Origin of the sequence: Isoptericola sp. NPDC019571 (assembly GCF_044389385.1) — a bacterium.
GTDB classification, from domain to species: Bacteria; Actinomycetota; Actinomycetes; order Actinomycetales; family Cellulomonadaceae; genus Isoptericola; species Isoptericola nanjingensis.
Window position 1 is genome coordinate 83573 of sequence record NZ_JBIRXZ010000011.1, and the last position, 15029, is coordinate 98601.

10 protein-coding genes are annotated in these 15029 nt (G+C 72.5%); 9 read left to right on the plus strand and 1 reads right to left on the minus strand.

Annotation, left to right across the window (positions count from 1 at the left end):
• Window positions 1-2571 carry a glycosyl hydrolase family 95 catalytic domain-containing protein gene (locus ACH443_RS17950; RefSeq protein ID WP_430591071.1) on the minus strand — a complete coding sequence of 857 codons (2571 nt, stop codon included), beginning with the start codon at window positions 2569-2571 and terminating at the stop codon, window positions 1-3.
• A 208-nt stretch (window positions 2572-2779) separates the two neighbouring features.
• On the opposite strand from ACH443_RS17950, the gene ACH443_RS17955 reads away from it, so the two are divergent.
• From ACH443_RS17955 to nrdE, 9 genes are all read left to right on the plus strand, one after another.
• Window positions 2780-4105, plus strand: a complete 1326-nt coding sequence (locus ACH443_RS17955) for an ABC transporter substrate-binding protein (RefSeq protein ID WP_429766992.1) — start codon at window positions 2780-2782, stop codon at window positions 4103-4105.
• 4 nt (window positions 4106-4109) lie between these two features.
• Window positions 4110-5075: a carbohydrate ABC transporter permease gene (locus ACH443_RS17960; protein WP_429766990.1), complete on the plus strand. Its 966-nt coding sequence runs from the start codon at window positions 4110-4112 to the stop codon at window positions 5073-5075.
• The gene (locus ACH443_RS17965) at window positions 5075-5944 is read left to right on the plus strand and encodes a carbohydrate ABC transporter permease (RefSeq protein WP_430548369.1); all 870 of its coding nucleotides are present in this window, start codon (window positions 5075-5077) and stop codon (window positions 5942-5944) included. The genes ACH443_RS17960 and ACH443_RS17965 overlap by 1 nt, the downstream gene beginning before the upstream one ends.
• Window positions 5945-6020: 76 nt before the next feature.
• Window positions 6021-8327: an alpha-xylosidase gene (gene yicI, locus ACH443_RS17970; protein ID WP_430591072.1), complete on the plus strand. Its 2307-nt coding sequence runs from the start codon at window positions 6021-6023 to the stop codon at window positions 8325-8327.
• 181 nt (window positions 8328-8508) lie between these two features.
• Window positions 8509-9987: a GH1 family beta-glucosidase gene (locus ACH443_RS17975; RefSeq protein WP_430591073.1), complete on the plus strand. Its 1479-nt coding sequence runs from the start codon at window positions 8509-8511 to the stop codon at window positions 9985-9987.
• A gap of 40 nt (window positions 9988-10027) precedes the next feature.
• Window positions 10028-11422 carry a serine hydrolase domain-containing protein gene (locus tag ACH443_RS17980; protein ID WP_430591074.1) on the plus strand — a complete coding sequence of 465 codons (1395 nt, stop codon included), beginning with the start codon at window positions 10028-10030 and terminating at the stop codon, window positions 11420-11422.
• A gap of 579 nt (window positions 11423-12001) precedes the next feature.
• Window positions 12002-12244 (plus strand): glutaredoxin-like protein NrdH, encoded by a 243-nt coding sequence (gene nrdH, locus ACH443_RS17985; RefSeq protein WP_416345666.1) that lies wholly within the window; start codon window positions 12002-12004, stop codon window positions 12242-12244.
• Between the two features lie 164 nt (window positions 12245-12408).
• Window positions 12409-12840, plus strand: coding sequence for a class Ib ribonucleoside-diphosphate reductase assembly flavoprotein NrdI (gene nrdI / locus ACH443_RS17990; protein ID WP_430556980.1), 432 nt, complete (start codon window positions 12409-12411; stop codon window positions 12838-12840).
• Window positions 12841-12878: 38 nt separating this feature from the next.
• Window positions 12879-15005, plus strand: coding sequence for a class 1b ribonucleoside-diphosphate reductase subunit alpha (gene nrdE, locus ACH443_RS17995; RefSeq protein ID WP_429767126.1), 2127 nt, complete (start codon window positions 12879-12881; stop codon window positions 15003-15005).
• The last annotated feature ends 24 nt before the right edge of the window (window positions 15006-15029 follow it).

Sequence of the window (15029 nt, forward strand, 5' to 3'; positions counted from 1 at the left end):
CTATCTCCTGGGTGCGTGAGGGACGGCGGCGCCCACGACCGGGAGGTCACCGGGCACGTCGAGGATCACGGTAGCGCCCGCCGCGACCGAGACCGGGGTTCCCGCTGCGGCCACGCCGCCGTGGCCCACCACGACATCCAGGGCCCGGTCGTCGGGCGCCCGCAGCCGGGCGCGGGTCAGCGCGCCGTCGCGCCACGCGAGGTCGACCTCGGCCCCGCCGCGGGCCCGCAGCCCGGTGACCTCGCCGTCGGGCCATGCCGGGGGCAGCGCGGGCAGGAGGTCGAGGCGCACGGCGCCGCCGTCCCGCCGGTGCGACTGCAGCAGCATCTCCGCGACGCCCGCGGTGAGGCCGAGGTTGCCGTCGATCTGGAACGGCGGGTGCGCGCTGAACAGGTTCGGGTACAGCCCGCCGCGCTGCCCGGCCGGGTGCCGCTGGTCGGGGCCGTCGGCGGGGCGCAGCGACAGCAGCACCTGGTCGTGGGCCCGGCCGCCCTCGCCGAGCCGCGCCCACAGTGAGATCCGCCAGGCGAGGGACCAGCCCGTGGACTCGCGGCCGCGCAGCTCGAGGCTGCGGGCGGCGGCCCGCGCCAGGTCCGGGGTGGTCGTCGGGTCCAGGTCTCCGAGGGGGTAGAGCCCCACGAGGTGCGACAGGTGCCGGTGCTCGGGCTCTGCCTCGGGGACCTCCTCGCCCCACTCCAGCAGCTCACCGCGCGACCCGGTCGCCGGGCCCGGCAGCGCGGCGGCGACGGCCTCGAGGCGGGGGAGCCACGGCTCGTCGGCGTCGTCGAGCCCGAGCCCGCCGGCGGCCTCGCGGCAGCCTGCCGCCAGGGCGCGCACCAGCGCCACGTCCATCGCGGCGCTGGTCGTGACCGCGGCGGGCTCGCCGTCGGGGGCGACGAACTGGTTCTCCGGTGAGGTCGACGGGCTGGTCCAGGCGTGCAACCGGTCTCCGTCCCGCCCGGCGCCGGACGGGGAGCCGCCCGCCGTCTGCACCCAGGCCAGCGCGAACTCGCCCGCCCCGCGCAGCGCGGGCCACGCGGCCCGCAGCGCGGCGTCGTCGCCCGTGAACCGGTGGTGCTCCAGGAGGTGCTGGGCCAGCCACGTGCCGCCGTGCGCCCACGCGGACCACTTCGCCTCGCCGCGGCCGTTGCCGACGGGCGCCGCGTGGCCCCACGCGTCCGAGTTGTGGTGCGCCACCCACCCGGCGGCGCCGTACAGGTCGCGGGCGACGACGGCGCCCGGCCCGTTGGCGAGGCCGCGGACGTAGCGCAGCAGCGGTTCCTGGCTCTCGGCGAGCCCGGTCGTGCCGGCCGCCCAGTACGCCATCTGCAGGTTGATGTTCAGCGTGTAGCCGCTGCTCCACGGGCCCGGCAGCCACGGGTTCCACAGGCCCTGCAGGGTGAGCGGCAGGCCGCCCGCCCGGGAGGACGACAGCAGCAGGTAGCGGCCGAGATGGAACGTGAGCGCCGCGAGGCCCGGGTCGGGGCGCTCGGCGGCGGCCAGCACACGGCGGTCGGTGGGCAGGTCGGCCGCGCCCGCCGGGGACGGCAGCGCCAGGTCCACGCGGCCGTAGTGCCGCGCGTGCTCCGCGACGTGCGCGGCGCGCAGGCGCTCGCGGAGCGCGTCCGCGCCCTCGACGGAGGCGTCGTCGCCCTGACCTGCGCCGCCGGGGTCCCCGCCGGTCGTGAGCTGTGCCGCGATCCGGTCGGCCGGCGCCGCGGCGCCGGCGTCCCCGGGCGGGTCGGTCGTGGCGGTGGCGACCAGCAGGACGTGCGTGCGTGCGACGCCGGTGCGCAGCGTGCCGTCGCCGACGGCGGCGTCGCGGTCGGCGGGCGCGGCCACGGCGACGGTGCCGGTGCGGCCGAGCGCGGCGTCGTACCGCAGCTCGCCCTCGGGATGGTGTGACGGCGGGACGTCGACGGGCAGGTCGAGCGTCCGCACCAGCACGGCGGCGCCCGCAGGGCCGGCCGGACCGTCGGCTCGCGACAGGTCGACGGGCGGGCGGGCCGACGCCCGCAGCAGGCTCTCGACGCGCACGACGAGGCGGACCGGGCGCTCGGCGCGCACGGTGTGCACCACCGCGCCGCCGCGGGAGTCGGCCCAGGTCTCCTGCACGACGCGCCCGGCCACGGGGTGCTCCCACGCGTGCGTGGCGACGGCCGTGCGCAGGTCCAGCTCGCGCCGCTCGATGCCGTGGGGGTGCGGCGCGGGCCCGCTCGCCGGGCCGGCGGGCTCGACGGCGACGTCGATCTCGGCGAGCGGGAGGTAGGCCTGCGCCCACGGGGTCTGCATCTCGGCGAGCAGGGCCTCGGCCCCGCGCACGTCGCCCGCCTCGACGGCGGCACGGACCCGGGCGAGGTGCTCGGGGCCACGGGCTCGCGCCCCGGCCAGCGGGTCGGGGTGCGGCGAGCCGGACCAGGCGGTGAGGTCGTTGAGCCACAGGTGCTCCACACCGGCGCGGCCCGTGCACATCACCCCCCGGCGCCCGTTGCCGACGGGGTAGGCCTCGACCCACCGGGTGGCGCTGCTGTCGGTGTGGAGGACGTGCGTCGTCGCGCGTAGCTCGGCCATGGTCGGAGAGCGTAGTGCGCGCGGGCGAATCGGTTCGACCGTCGGGGCGGTCGCCGGGAGGCGCGCGGTCCCAGGTCGAGGAGCACCTGCTTGACGACGGTTCGTCCGGGGTCGATACTCGCCGTCGAAGCGCTTCGATTTACATCGGGCGCCTCGCCGCGGCCCGTGCACTGCCGCCGCGGCGCCGGACTCGACGAGGAGGACCCCCATGCTCCACCGCGCACGCACGCTGTCCGCGGCCGCACTGATCGCCGCGTCTGCCCTGACGCTGACCGCCTGCGTCGGCGGCGGGGGAGGCGGCGGAACGACCGCCGGGGGCGGCGACACCGACGACAAGACCCTGACGATCTGGCACTACGAGAACGAGGACTCGGCGATGGGCCAGGCGTGGGCCAAGGCGATCGAGATCTTCTCCGAGGAGCACCCGGACGTCACGGTCGAGGTCGAGAAGCAGACGTTCGAGCAGATCCAGAAGAACGCGAAGATCGTGCTGACCGGCGACGACGTGCCCGACGTCATGGAGTACAACAAGGGCAACGCGACGGCCGGTCAGCTCGCCGCGCAGGGCCTGATCGCCCCGCTGACCGACGCCGCGGAGGAGAACGGCTGGGCCGACAAGCTCTCCGGCTCGCTGCAGACCACCGCGCGCTACGACGAGAACGGCCTCATGGGCTCCGGCGACTGGTACGGCGTGCCCAACTACGGCGAGTTCGTCGGCGTCTACTACAACAAGCAGATGTTCGCGGACGCGGGCCTCGAGGTGCCGACCACGCTCGAGGAGCTCGAGCAGGTGATGAAGGCGTTCAAGGACGACGGCGTCACCCCGTTGGCCGAGGCCGGCGCCGAGTACCCGATGGGACAGCTCTGGTACGAGCTCGTGCTGGCGAACGCCGACCGGGAGCTCGTCGACCAGTACCAGCTCTTCGACGGCGACGTCGACTTCCACGGGCCGGAGATGACGGCGGCCACCGAGCAGCTCGACTCGTGGATCGAGGACGGCTACGTCGCCTCCGACTCCGCCGGCCTCACGGCTGAGGACATGGGCGTCGCCTTCATGAAGGGCGACTACCCGATGATGGTCTCCGGCTCGTGGTGGTTCGGACGGGTGACGGCGGAGATGAAGGACGACTGGGGTCAGTTCAACTTCCCGGGGAACACGCTGCACACCGGCTCGTCGGGCAACCTCTGGGTCGTCCCGACCAACGCGGACTCGCCGTCGCTGGCCACGGAGTTCATCGACACCACGCTGCGCCCCGAGGTGCAGGACGTGCTGGCGCAGACGGGCGGCCTGCCGGTCGCGGGCGACGCGTCCACGATCACCGACGACACGACGCGCGAGCTCACCGAGAACTTCCAGGCGATCCTCGACGACGACGGCCTGGCGTTCTACCCCGACTGGCCCGTGCCGGGCTACTACGACACGATCGTCAGCCAGCTGCAGTCCCTGATCAACCGGTCGAAGACACCGGACCAGGTGCTCGACGGGCTGGAGTCGGCCTACACGGACGGCAAGGCCGACCTGCTCGGCGAGTGACGACGTGACCGCCACCCTCAGCCCGCCCGCGGCGGCGTCCCGGGCCGACGCCCGGACGCGCCGCCGCCGGCGGGGCACGACCCTGCCCTACCTGGCGTACCTGCTCCCCGGCGCGGTGCTCTTCGTGCTCGTCATCGGGTACCCGCTGGTGACCAACGTCTACATCAGCCTGTTCTCCTGGCGCGGCGGCCTGGCGCCGCTCACCTGGGTGGGCCTCGACAACTACACGGAGCTCTGGCACGACGCCGCGTTCTGGACGTCGTTCCAGAACTCCGTCGCGATGATCGTGGCGATGGTGCTCGTGCCGACCGTGATCGGCCTGCTGCTCGCGGCGGTGCTGTTCGACTACCTGGGCCGGCGGTTCGGCGCCCGCGTGGCGTCGGTCCTGCGGGCCACGTACTACCTGCCGCAGATCCTCCCGGTCGCCGTCGCGGGCGTGCTGTGGAACTGGATCCTCAACGCCCAGACGGGCGCGCTCAACGAGATCCTGCGCGCCGTCGGCGTCGCGGACCCGCCGAACTGGCTGGGCGACCCGAGCACGGCGCTCCCGAGCGTCATGCTCGTGCTGATCTGGGTGCAGATCGGGTACCCCGTCGTGATCTTCATGGCGGCGCTGCAGCGGGTGGACCCCGAGCTCTACGAGGCGGCGGAGCTGGACGGCGCCGGCTGGTGGCGGCGATTCCGGGCCATCACGATCCCGCAGATCCGCCCGGAGACGTTCGTCGTGACGCTGACCTGCACGGTCGCGGCGCTCAAGGTGTTCGGCCCGATCTACGTGCTGACCCGCGGCGGCCCGGAGAGCTCCACGCTCGTGCCGAGCTACTACTCGTACCTCAACTTCTTCGACAAGTCGCGGGTGGGCTACGGCGCCGCCGTCGCGACCGTGCTCACCGTGGTGATCCTCGTGGTCGCCGTCGTGATCCTCGCGCTGCAGACGCGCGCCGAGCGGGCCGAGGAGGTGGGGCGCTGATGGCCGCGACCCTGGCGACGGTCCGGTCGCGCAGCGGGGACCGCCACCACCGGGGCGCCGGGCGCTGGTTCGTGCTCGCGGGCGCCGTCGTCGTCGCGCTGCTCGTGGTCGCGCCGCTGCTGGTGATGCTGCTCAACGCGTTCAAGTCGCCCGACGACTACACGCAGCACGGGCCGCTCAGCCTGCCGACGAGCCTGTACCTCGACGGGCTCGTGAACTTCTGGCAGCGCACCGAGTTCCCGGTGAAGCTGTGGAACTCGTTCTTCATCTCCGCCGTCGTGGCGGTGGCGGCGTGCGCCCTCTCGCTCCTCAACGCCTACGCGATCGGGATCGGCCGGATCAAGGGCCGGATGTGGGTGGTGCTGCTCTTCCTGCTCGCGAACATGCTCCCGCAGGAGGCGCTGATCTACCCCCTGTTCGACATGGCCCGGCAGGTGGGGCTGTCGAACTCGCAGTGGTCCGTGATCATCATCTTCACGGTCATCCAGTCGGCCTTCGGCACCTACCTGCTGGCGTCCGTGCTCGGCACGTTCCCGCCGGCGCTGCTCGAGGCGGCGGCGCTCGACGGCGCGGGCCGCTGGCGGATCCTGTGGCGGGTCGTCTTCCCGATCGTGCGGCCCACGCTCATGGTCCTGATGATCTTCTTCTTCATCTGGACCTGGAACGAGTTCTTCATCCCGCTGGTCATGCTCACGACCAACGACACGCAGACGATCCCGATCGCGCTCGCGTCGCTGCAGGGCGACCGGATGATGGACGCCCCCACGACCAACGCCGGGGCGCTCGTCTCCCTCGTCCCGGCCCTGGTGTTCTTCCTGATCTTCCAGCGCACCCTCACCCGGGGCGTCACCGCCGGCGCGGTGAAGTAGCGCACCACCCCCTCGCGCGGCGTGCTCCTCGGCGCTCCGCCATCATCGACACGACAGCACGGAGTAGGTGCACCTGATGAAGTTCACCGACGGCTACTGGCAGACCCGCCGTGGCATCGCGCCGCTGTACGCGGTGGAGGTCGACGACGTCCGCGTCGACGAGACCGCGGGCACGATGACCGTGTACGCCCCGACGGCGCCGGTCCGGCGCCGGGGCGACACGCTCAACCGGCCGATGCTCACGGTCACCTACTCCTCTCCCGCGCCGGGCGTCGTGCGGGTGCGCGTGGAGCACTTCGCGGGGGCCGCGCGCCGCGGGCCGGAGTTCGCCATCCAGGGCGAGCCGGGCTTCCTCCCGGTCGTCAAGGTCGACGAGACGGAGGGCGTGCTCGAGACCGGCGGGCTCTCCGTGCGGGTGCACCGGGGCGGCGGGTGGCACGTGGACGTCGAGCACGACGGCCGGGTGCTCACCTCCAGCCTGCCGAAGTCCGTGGGCGCGATGAGCGCGACGTCGGGCCCGCTCGAGGGCGGCACCTGGGTGCACGAGCAGCTCACGCTCGAGCCGGGGGAGCACGTGTACGGCCTCGGCGAGCGGTTCGGGCCGTTCGTCAAGAACGGGCAGTCCGTCGACGTCTGGAACGAGGACGGCGGCACGTCCAGCGAGCAGGCGTACAAGAACGTGCCGCTCTACCTGACCAGCAAGGGGTACGGCGTCTTCGTGGCGCACCCGGAGCGGGTGTCGCTCGAGGTCGCGTCCGAGGTGAACACGCGCGTCCAGTTCTCGGTGGAGGGCCAGTCGCTCGAGTACTACGTCATCGCCGGCCCGACGCCGAAGGACGTGCTGCGCCGCTACACCGCGCTCACCGGGCGGCCGGCGCGCGTGCCGGCCTGGTCGTACGGCACGTGGCTCTCGACGTCGTTCACCACCGACTACGACGAGGCCACGGTCACGAGCTTCGTGGACGGGATGGCCGAGCGCGGTCTCCCGCTCAGCGTGTTCCACTTCGACTGCTTCTGGATGCGCGAGTACCAGTGGTGCGACTTCGAGTGGGACCCGCGCGTCTTCCCCGACCCGGAGGGCATGCTCGCCCGCCTGCACGACCGGGGCCTGAAGGTGAGCGTCTGGATCAACCCCTACATCGGGCAGCGCTCGCCGCTGTTCGAGGAGGGCCGCGCCAAGGGCTACCTGCTGCGCACCACGGACGGCGGGGTGTGGCAGTGGGACCTGTGGCAGGCGGGCATGGCGCTGGTCGACTTCACCAACCCCGAGGCCGCGGACTGGTACCTCGGCCACCTGGAGCGCCTGCTCGACCAGGGCGTGGACGCGTTCAAGACCGACTTCGGCGAGCGGGTGCCCACCGAGGACGTGGTCTGGCACGACGGCTCGGACCCGCGCAAGATGCACAACTACTACGCCGAGCTGTACAACGAGCTGGTCTTCCGCCTGCTCGAGCGGCGCCGGGGGCGCGGCGACGCCGTCGTCTTCGCGCGGTCGGCCACGGCGGGCGGCCAGCAGTTCCCGGTGCACTGGGGCGGCGACTGCGACTCGACCTACGCGTCGATGGGGGAGTCCCTGCGGGGCGGGCTGTCGCTCGCGCTGTCGGGCTTCGGCTACTGGAGCCACGACATCGGCGGCTTCGAGGGCACCCCCGACGCCGGGGTGTTCAAGCGCTGGCTCGCGTTCGGCCTGCTGTCGAGCCACTCGCGCTTCCACGGCTCGTCGTCGTACCGCGTGCCGTGGGCCTTCGACGAGGAGGCGGTCGACGTCGCGCGCCGCTTCGCGCACCTGAAGATGTCGCTCATGCCCTACCTCGCGCAGGCCGGGGAGGAGGCGCACGCCGCGGGCACGCCGATCATGCGGCCGATGGTGCTGGAGTTCCCCCGCGACCGGGCCACGTTCGGCGTCGACATGCAGTACATGCTGGGTGGGTCGCTGCTCGTGGCCCCGGTCTTCCGGGCCGACGGCACGGTCGAGTACTACGTGCCCGAGGGCACGTGGACGCGGCTGCTCGACGGCGCGGACGGCGGGCACGCCGAGACGGTCACGGGCCCGCGGTGGGTCACCGAGACCCACGGCTTCGACTCCCTGCCGGTGCTGGTGCGCCCGGGCACCGTGCTGCCCGTGGGGGCGCGGACCGACCGGCCCGACTACGCGTGGGCCGACGGCGTGGAGCTGCGCTGCGTCGAGCTCCCGGACGGCTACGACGCCGTCACCCCCGTGCCGACGGGCGGGCCCGGCGGAGAGACGGCGCACTTCCACGTCCGCCGCGCGGGCGACGAGGTCGCCGTCACGAGCGACGACGCCCCCGGCGCCTGGACCGTCCGGGCGGGCACCCGCACGGCCACGGGTGACGGCCCCGGGACCGTCACCCTGACCGTCTGAGCCGCTCTCGAGCACGCGGTCCGTCGCGCCACCCAGTGGCATGACGCGACGGACCGCACGCTCGACCGCGACGCCCTTCGGGTCCGGCCCCGTTCCCGTGACCTACACTGACAGGAGTGTGGAAGCGCTCCCACACTCCTCTGCCACCCGCCATGACCTCCAGGATCGAGGACCGAGAACCATGACCAGCACGTCCACGGCCACCGCGACCGAGACGGTCGGCGAGGCGACCGCCGCCCGCACGTTCCCCGCCGACTTCCTGTGGGGCACCGCGACCGCGGCGTACCAGATCGAGGGCGCCGCCTCCGAGGGCGGTCGCGGGCCCTCCATCTGGGACACGTACTCCCACACCCCCGGGCGCACCCGCGACGGCGACACCGGCGACGTCGCGTGCGACCACTACCACCGCTGGGCCGAGGACGTGGACCACCTCGACCGGCTCGGCGTCGGCGCCTACCGCCTGTCGATCTCGTGGTCGCGCGTGCAGCCCGGCGGGAGCGGCCCCTTCAACCCCGAGGGCGTCGCGTTCTACCGCGACCTGCTGGACGCGCTGCGCGAGCGCGGCATCCGGCCGTTCGTCACCCTCTACCACTGGGACCTGCCGCAGGAGCTCGAGGACGCCGGCGGCTGGGCGAACCGGGAGACGTCGTACGCCTTCGCCGAGTACGCCCGGCACATGGCCGCCGAGCTCGGCGACCGCGTCGAGGCCTGGACCACCCTCAACGAGCCGTGGTGCTCCGCCTACCTGGGGTACGGCTCCGGCGTCCACGCGCCCGGCCGTACCGAGCCCGCCGCGGCGCTCGCGGCCGTCCACCACCTCAACCTGGCGCACGGGCTCGCCGCGCAGGCGATCCGCGAGGTGCTGCCGGGCGCGCAGGTGTCGATCACCCTGAACCTGCACGCCATCCGGCCGGCGGACGCGGCGTCCGGGGGCGACGCCGACGCCGTCCGGAAGATCGATGCGCTCGCCAACCGCGCGTTCCTCGGTCCGATCCTCGACGGCGCGTACCCCGACGACCTGCTCGCCGACACCGCCCACGTCTCCGACTGGTCCTTCGTGCACGACGGCGACCTGGAGCAGATCCGCCAGCCCCTGGACGTCCTCGGCGTCAACTACTACTCCACCGTCACCGTGCGGAAGTTCGCGGGCGACGGCGAGCGGTCGGAGAACGACGGGCACGGCGCGTCCAGCCACAGCCCGTGGATCGGCGTCACCGACGTCGAGTTCGCCGAGCAGCCGGGCCCGTACACCGCGATGGGATGGAACATCGAGCCCTCGGGGCTCACCGACCTGCTGCTGCGGCTGCACCGGACGTACCCCGGCCTGCCGCTGGCCGTCACCGAGAACGGGGCCGCCTTCGACGACGAGCTCGTGGTGGACGACGGGGAGCGCCGCGTGCACGACGACCGCCGCGTGGCCTACCTGCACGACCACGTCGAGGCCGTGGGCGCCGCCCGCGACGCGGGCGCGGACGTGCGCGGGTACTTCGCCTGGTCGCTCATGGACAACTTCGAGTGGGGCTACGGCTACTCCAAGCGCTTCGGCATCCTGCACGTCGACTATCCGACGGGCGAGCGCACCTGGAAGGACTCCGCCCACTGGTACCGCCGGCTGGTCACCTCAGGCGAGGTGCCGCCCGTCACCGCTGCCGCCCCCTGACGGGCACCCGGCCCCGCCTGCTCGGCACTACCGTGCGGGCATGACCGCCGCGCGTCCCGACCTGCCGCCCACCACCACGCCGGACGACGCCGCCCGGTTCGACGCCGCGCTCCGTACGCGGTGCCGGGAGCGGCGGGTGCCGGCCCTGTCCGCCGCGGTGGGGCGCGCCGGCGAGGTGGCGTGGACCGGCACGGCCGGCTGGGCGCCGTCCGGCCCGGGCACGGCGTTCCGGATCGGGTCGATCACCAAGCCCATGACGGCCGTGGCCGTGCTGCGGCTGGTGGCCGCCGGGCGGCTCGGCCTGAACGACCCCGTGGGCCGGCGTCTCGCGGACGCCCCCGCCCCGGACGCCACGGTCGCCCAGCTGCTCACGCACACCGCGGGCCTGCCGGCCGAGCCGCCGGGGCCGTGGTGGGAGCGGCACGGCGCGGGGTCGTGGGACGGCCTCGTCGCGTCCGGCGTCGAGCCGCTGTGGGAGCCGGGGGAGCGGCACCACTACTCGAACGTGGGCTTCGCGGTGCTGGGGCGGCTTCTCGAGGAGGCGCACGGCCGGTCGTGGGACGCCGTCCTGCGCGACGAGGTCTGGACGCCGCTGGGGATGGCGAGCACCGGGCGGACACCGTCCGGGGACCCCGCCGTCGGATACGCCGTGCACCCCGACGCCGACGCCGTCCTCGTCGAGCCCGTGGCCGCCTACGGCGCGATGGGGCCGGCGGGGGAGGTGTGGTCGACCCCGTCGGACCTGGTGCGGTTCGGGTCGTGGCTGGTGGGCGCGGGCGGCGCCGCCGGTGACGAGGTGCTCCCGCTCGCGTGGCGGCGCCGGATGGCGGTGCCACGGGCGGTGGTCGACGACGACGTGCCGTTCACGTCCGCGTGGGGGCTGGGCGTGTCCGTGCACCACGCGCCGGGCGACCTGGGACGCCCCGACCGGCGCACGGTGGGCCACGGCGGCTCGGTGCCGGGGTTCACCGCGACGCTGCGCGCGGACCCCGCGACGGGCGACGTCGTCGCCGTCTGCGGCAGCTCGACCGCCGGGTTCGGCGACGCGTCCTTCCTGCTCGACCTCCTGGACGGGCCGGCTCCCGTCCCTGTCCCCGCCCCTGCCGGCGCCGACGCCGCCGACCCCCGCGCCCTGGCGCTGGCCGGGACCTGGTACTGGGGCCCGATGGCGTACACGCTGTCCGTGCGCCCCGACGGCTGCCTTGACCTGAGCGCGTCGGACGGCCGGAGCACGGTGTTCGGGCCCGCGCCCGACGGCGGCTGGGTCGGCGTGGCGGGCGGCTACTGGCGGGGGGAGCGGCTGCGGCCCGTCGCGACCGGCACGCCCGCGGAGGCCCTCGACGTCGGCACCTTCCACTTCACCCGCACGCCGTACGACCCGGCGACGGCGGTGCCGGGCGGCGTCGACCCCGCGGGGTGGCGCGCCGTCGACTGACGGGTCGCGCGCGGGTGTGCGACACACCACCGCGCGCGACACGCCGATGACGTCGACGAGTTTTCGGCCGGTTCCGCGCCGGGAATGTCCGATCTGCCGGGCGCTGCCCGGACGGGAGCTCGAGGGCCGGCCGGACCGCGGCCCCGCCGCGCGGGGGCGCGTCGTCGCGCACACGCTGTGGACGCCCGTCGCCCACCGCCTGTGGACATCTGGTCGAGATCCGCACGGTGCTGCGGAAGGTCGGCCCGAGGCGGTGTTGACGGCGCCCCGTACGCCCTGTGGACGAGGACTGTCGGACCCCCGTGGGACGCTGTGAGAGAGGGTGCGAGGCGAGGGGTGTTCGACGAATGACAGTCGTGTCAACCACAAGATGTCGGCCCCGCGCGCGCCCCGACCACTAGGTGTAGTGTTTGGAGCACGCGGGGCGCACAGCCCTTCGAACAAAGCACACCGGCGTAGTTCCACGGGCGTCATCCCTGGTCCGGGCCCTTTCGAGGCCCGTCGAGGGGACCGGCTCGCAGGGTCGCGACACCGGTCGGACGAAGCCCCCCGGCGGGGAGCGCAGAGAGGGAGAGACACATGAGCATCACGGTCTACAGCAAGCCGGCCTGCGTGCAGTGCGATGCGACCTACCGCGCCCTCGACCGGAAGGGTGTCGAGTACTCGGTGGTCGACATCACCCAGGACGCCGAGGCGCTCGAGATGGTCCGCGGGCTCGGCTACCTGCAGGCCCCCGTCGTCGTCGCCGGTGACACCCACTGGTCGGGCTTCCGCCCGGACCAGATCGCCGCGGTCGCGGCGCAGCAGGCCGTCTCGGCCTGACGCGCACCTCCGCACAGACTCGACAGGACGCGGGGCGCGCAGGCCGCGGCCCCGCACCCCACGAACGGCCGGCGCCCCGGGCTTCGACACCCGACCCGGGGCGCCGTGCGTGTTCCTCGACGCAGCGCGTCGGCCTGGTAGCAGCATCCGGGGGGAGGCTGAGCATGAGTTCTCTCGTCTACTTCTCCAGCGTGTCGGAGAACACCCACCGGTTCGTCGAGCGTCTCGGGCTCGAGGAGCTCGGCATGTCCGTGCACCGGATCCCGGTGCGCAAGCAGGACGGCTTCCTCACGGTGACCGAGCCCTACGTGCTCATGGTCCCGACCTACGGCGGGGGCAACGAGGGCGGCGCGGTGCCACGGCGCGTGCGCGAGTTCCTCAACGACCCGCACAACCGGTCGCTCGCCCGCGGCGTCATCGCCGCGGGGAACACCAACTTCGGCGCTGCCTACTGCATCGCCGGCGACATCATCTCCGCGAAGTGCCAGGTGCCCTACCTGTACGCCTTCGAACTCCTGGGGACGGCTGAGGACGCCACGCGCGTCCGTGACGGATTGGGACGATTTTGGCAACGACAGTCACTGATCTCGGCGTGAGCTCGACGACGGACCCGGAGCTCGCGGGGGCCACCCCCGTGCCGCTGCAGGGCGTGCAGCTCGACTACCACGCGCTGAACGCGATGCTGAACCTGTACGGCGACGACGGCAGGATCCAGTTCGACAAGGACCGCGAGGCCACCACGGCCTACTTCGAGCAGCACGTGGTGCCGAACACCATCCAGTTCGAGACGCTCGACGCGAAGCTCGACCACCTCCTCGAGAACAAGTACTACGACCCGGCGGTCCTCGAGAAGTACTCGCGCACCTTCGTCAAGGAGCTGTTCCGGCTCGCGTACTCGAAGGACTTCCAGTTCGAGTCGTTCCTCGGCGCGTTCAAGTACTACACGTCGTACACGCTGAAGACGTTCGACGGGAAGAAGTACCTCGAGCGCTTCGAGGACCGCGTCTCGATGGTCGCCCTCGGCCTGGCCGACGGGGACGAGCAGGTCGCGCGCGACATCGTCGAGGAGGTCGTCTCGGGCCGGTTCCAGCCGGCGACGCCGACGTTCCTCAACGTGGGCAAGGCGCAGCGGGGCGAGCCCGTGTCCTGCTTCCTGCTGCGCATCGAGGACAACATGGAGTCCATCGCGCGCGGCATCAACTCCGCCCTGCAGCTCTCCAAGCGCGGCGGCGGCGTGGCGTTGCTGCTCAGCAACGTCCGGGAGCACGGCGCGCCGATCAAGCACATCCAGAACCAGTCGTCCGGCGTCATCCCCGTGATGAAGCTGCTCGAGGACTCCTTCTCGTACGCCAACCAGCTCGGGGCGCGCCAGGGCGCCGGCGCGGTGTACCTGCACGCGCACCACCCCGACATCATGCGGTTCCTCGACACCAAGCGGGAGAACGCGGACGAGAAGATCCGCATCAAGACGCTCTCCCTCGGCGTCGTCATCCCCGACGTCACGTTCGAGCTGGCGAAGACGAACGCGGACATGCACCTGTTCAGCCCGTACGACGTCGAGCGCGTCTACGGCAAGCCGTTCGCCGACATCTCGATCTCGGAGAAGTACGACGAGCTCGTCGCCGACGACCGCATCACGAAGACGACGATCAAGGCGCGCGACTTCTTCCAGACGATCGCGGAGCTGCAGTTCGAGTCCGGCTACCCGTACGTGATGTTCGAGGACACCGTGAACGCGGCGAACCCGATCAAGGGCCGCATCACCCACTCGAACCTGTGCTCGGAGATCCTGCAGGTGTCGACGCCGTCGACGTTCCACGAGGACCTCTCCTACGACCACGTGGGCCGGGACATCTCCTGCAACCTCGGCTCGCTGAACATCGCGAAGACGATGGACTCGCCGGACTTCGCGAAGACGATCGACACCGCGATCCGCGCGCTCACGGCCGTCTCCGACCAGACGAGCATCGAGTCGGTCCCGTCGATCCGCCGCGCCAACGAGCTCGGCCACGCCATCGGCCTCGGGCAGATGAACCTGCACGGCTACCTCGCCCGCGAGCGGATCTACTACGGCTCCGACGAGGGCGTCGACTTCACGAACCTCTACTTCTACACGGTCGCGTACCACGCGATCGCCGCGTCGAACCGCCTCGCGATCGAGCGCGGCAAGGCGTTCGGCGGGTTCGAGGACTCCAAGTACGCCACCGGCGAGTACTTCGACAAGTACACCGACGGCGAGTGGAAGCCGGCGACCGAGCGCGTCGCGCGGCTCTTCGCGGAGGCCGGCGTCGCCATCCCGACGCAGGACGACTGGCGCGCGCTCAAGGCCTCGGTCATGGTGCACGGCATCTACAACCAGAACCTGCAGGCGGTGCCGCCCACCGGGTCGATCAGCTACATCAACAACTCGACGTCGTCGATCCACCCGGTGCCCGCCAAGATCGAGATCCGCAAGGAGGGCAAGCTCGGTCGCGTGTACTACCCGGCGCCGTACATGACGAACGACAACCTGGACTACTACCAGGACGCGTACGAGATCGGCTACGAGAAGATCATCGACACCTACGCCGCCGCGACGCAGCACGTGGACCAGGGTCTGTCGTTGACGCTGTTCTTCCCCGACACGGTGACGACGCGCGACGTCAACCGCGCGCAGATCTACGCCTGGCGCAAGGGGATCAAGACGCTGTACTACATCCGTCTCCGTCAGATGGCCCTCGAGGGGACGGAGATCGAGGGCTGCGTCAGCTGCATGCTGTAATTGCGTCGGGCAACTATCGAGAAT

Excerpts from the sequence above, each read along its gene's own strand:
- ACH443_RS17980 (WP_430591074.1), top strand. The coding sequence starts at position 10,028 with ATGACCGCCGCGCGTCCCGACCTGCCGCCCACCACCACGCCGGACGAC.
- ACH443_RS17965 (WP_430548369.1), top strand. The coding sequence starts at position 5,075 with ATGGCCGCGACCCTGGCGACGGTCCGGTCGCGCAGCGGGGACCGCCAC.
- ACH443_RS17955 (WP_429766992.1), top strand. The coding sequence starts at position 2,780 with ATGCTCCACCGCGCACGCACGCTGTCCGCGGCCGCACTGATCGCCGCG.
- nrdH (WP_416345666.1), top strand. The coding sequence starts at position 12,002 with ATGAGCATCACGGTCTACAGCAAGCCGGCCTGCGTGCAGTGCGATGCG.
- ACH443_RS17975 (WP_430591073.1), top strand. The coding sequence starts at position 8,509 with ATGACCAGCACGTCCACGGCCACCGCGACCGAGACGGTCGGCGAGGCG.
- yicI (WP_430591072.1), top strand. The coding sequence starts at position 6,021 with ATGAAGTTCACCGACGGCTACTGGCAGACCCGCCGTGGCATCGCGCCG.
- ACH443_RS17950 (WP_430591071.1), bottom strand. The coding sequence starts at position 2,571 with ATGGCCGAGCTACGCGCGACGACGCACGTCCTCCACACCGACAGCAGC.
- nrdI (WP_430556980.1), top strand. The coding sequence starts at position 12,409 with ATGAGTTCTCTCGTCTACTTCTCCAGCGTGTCGGAGAACACCCACCGG.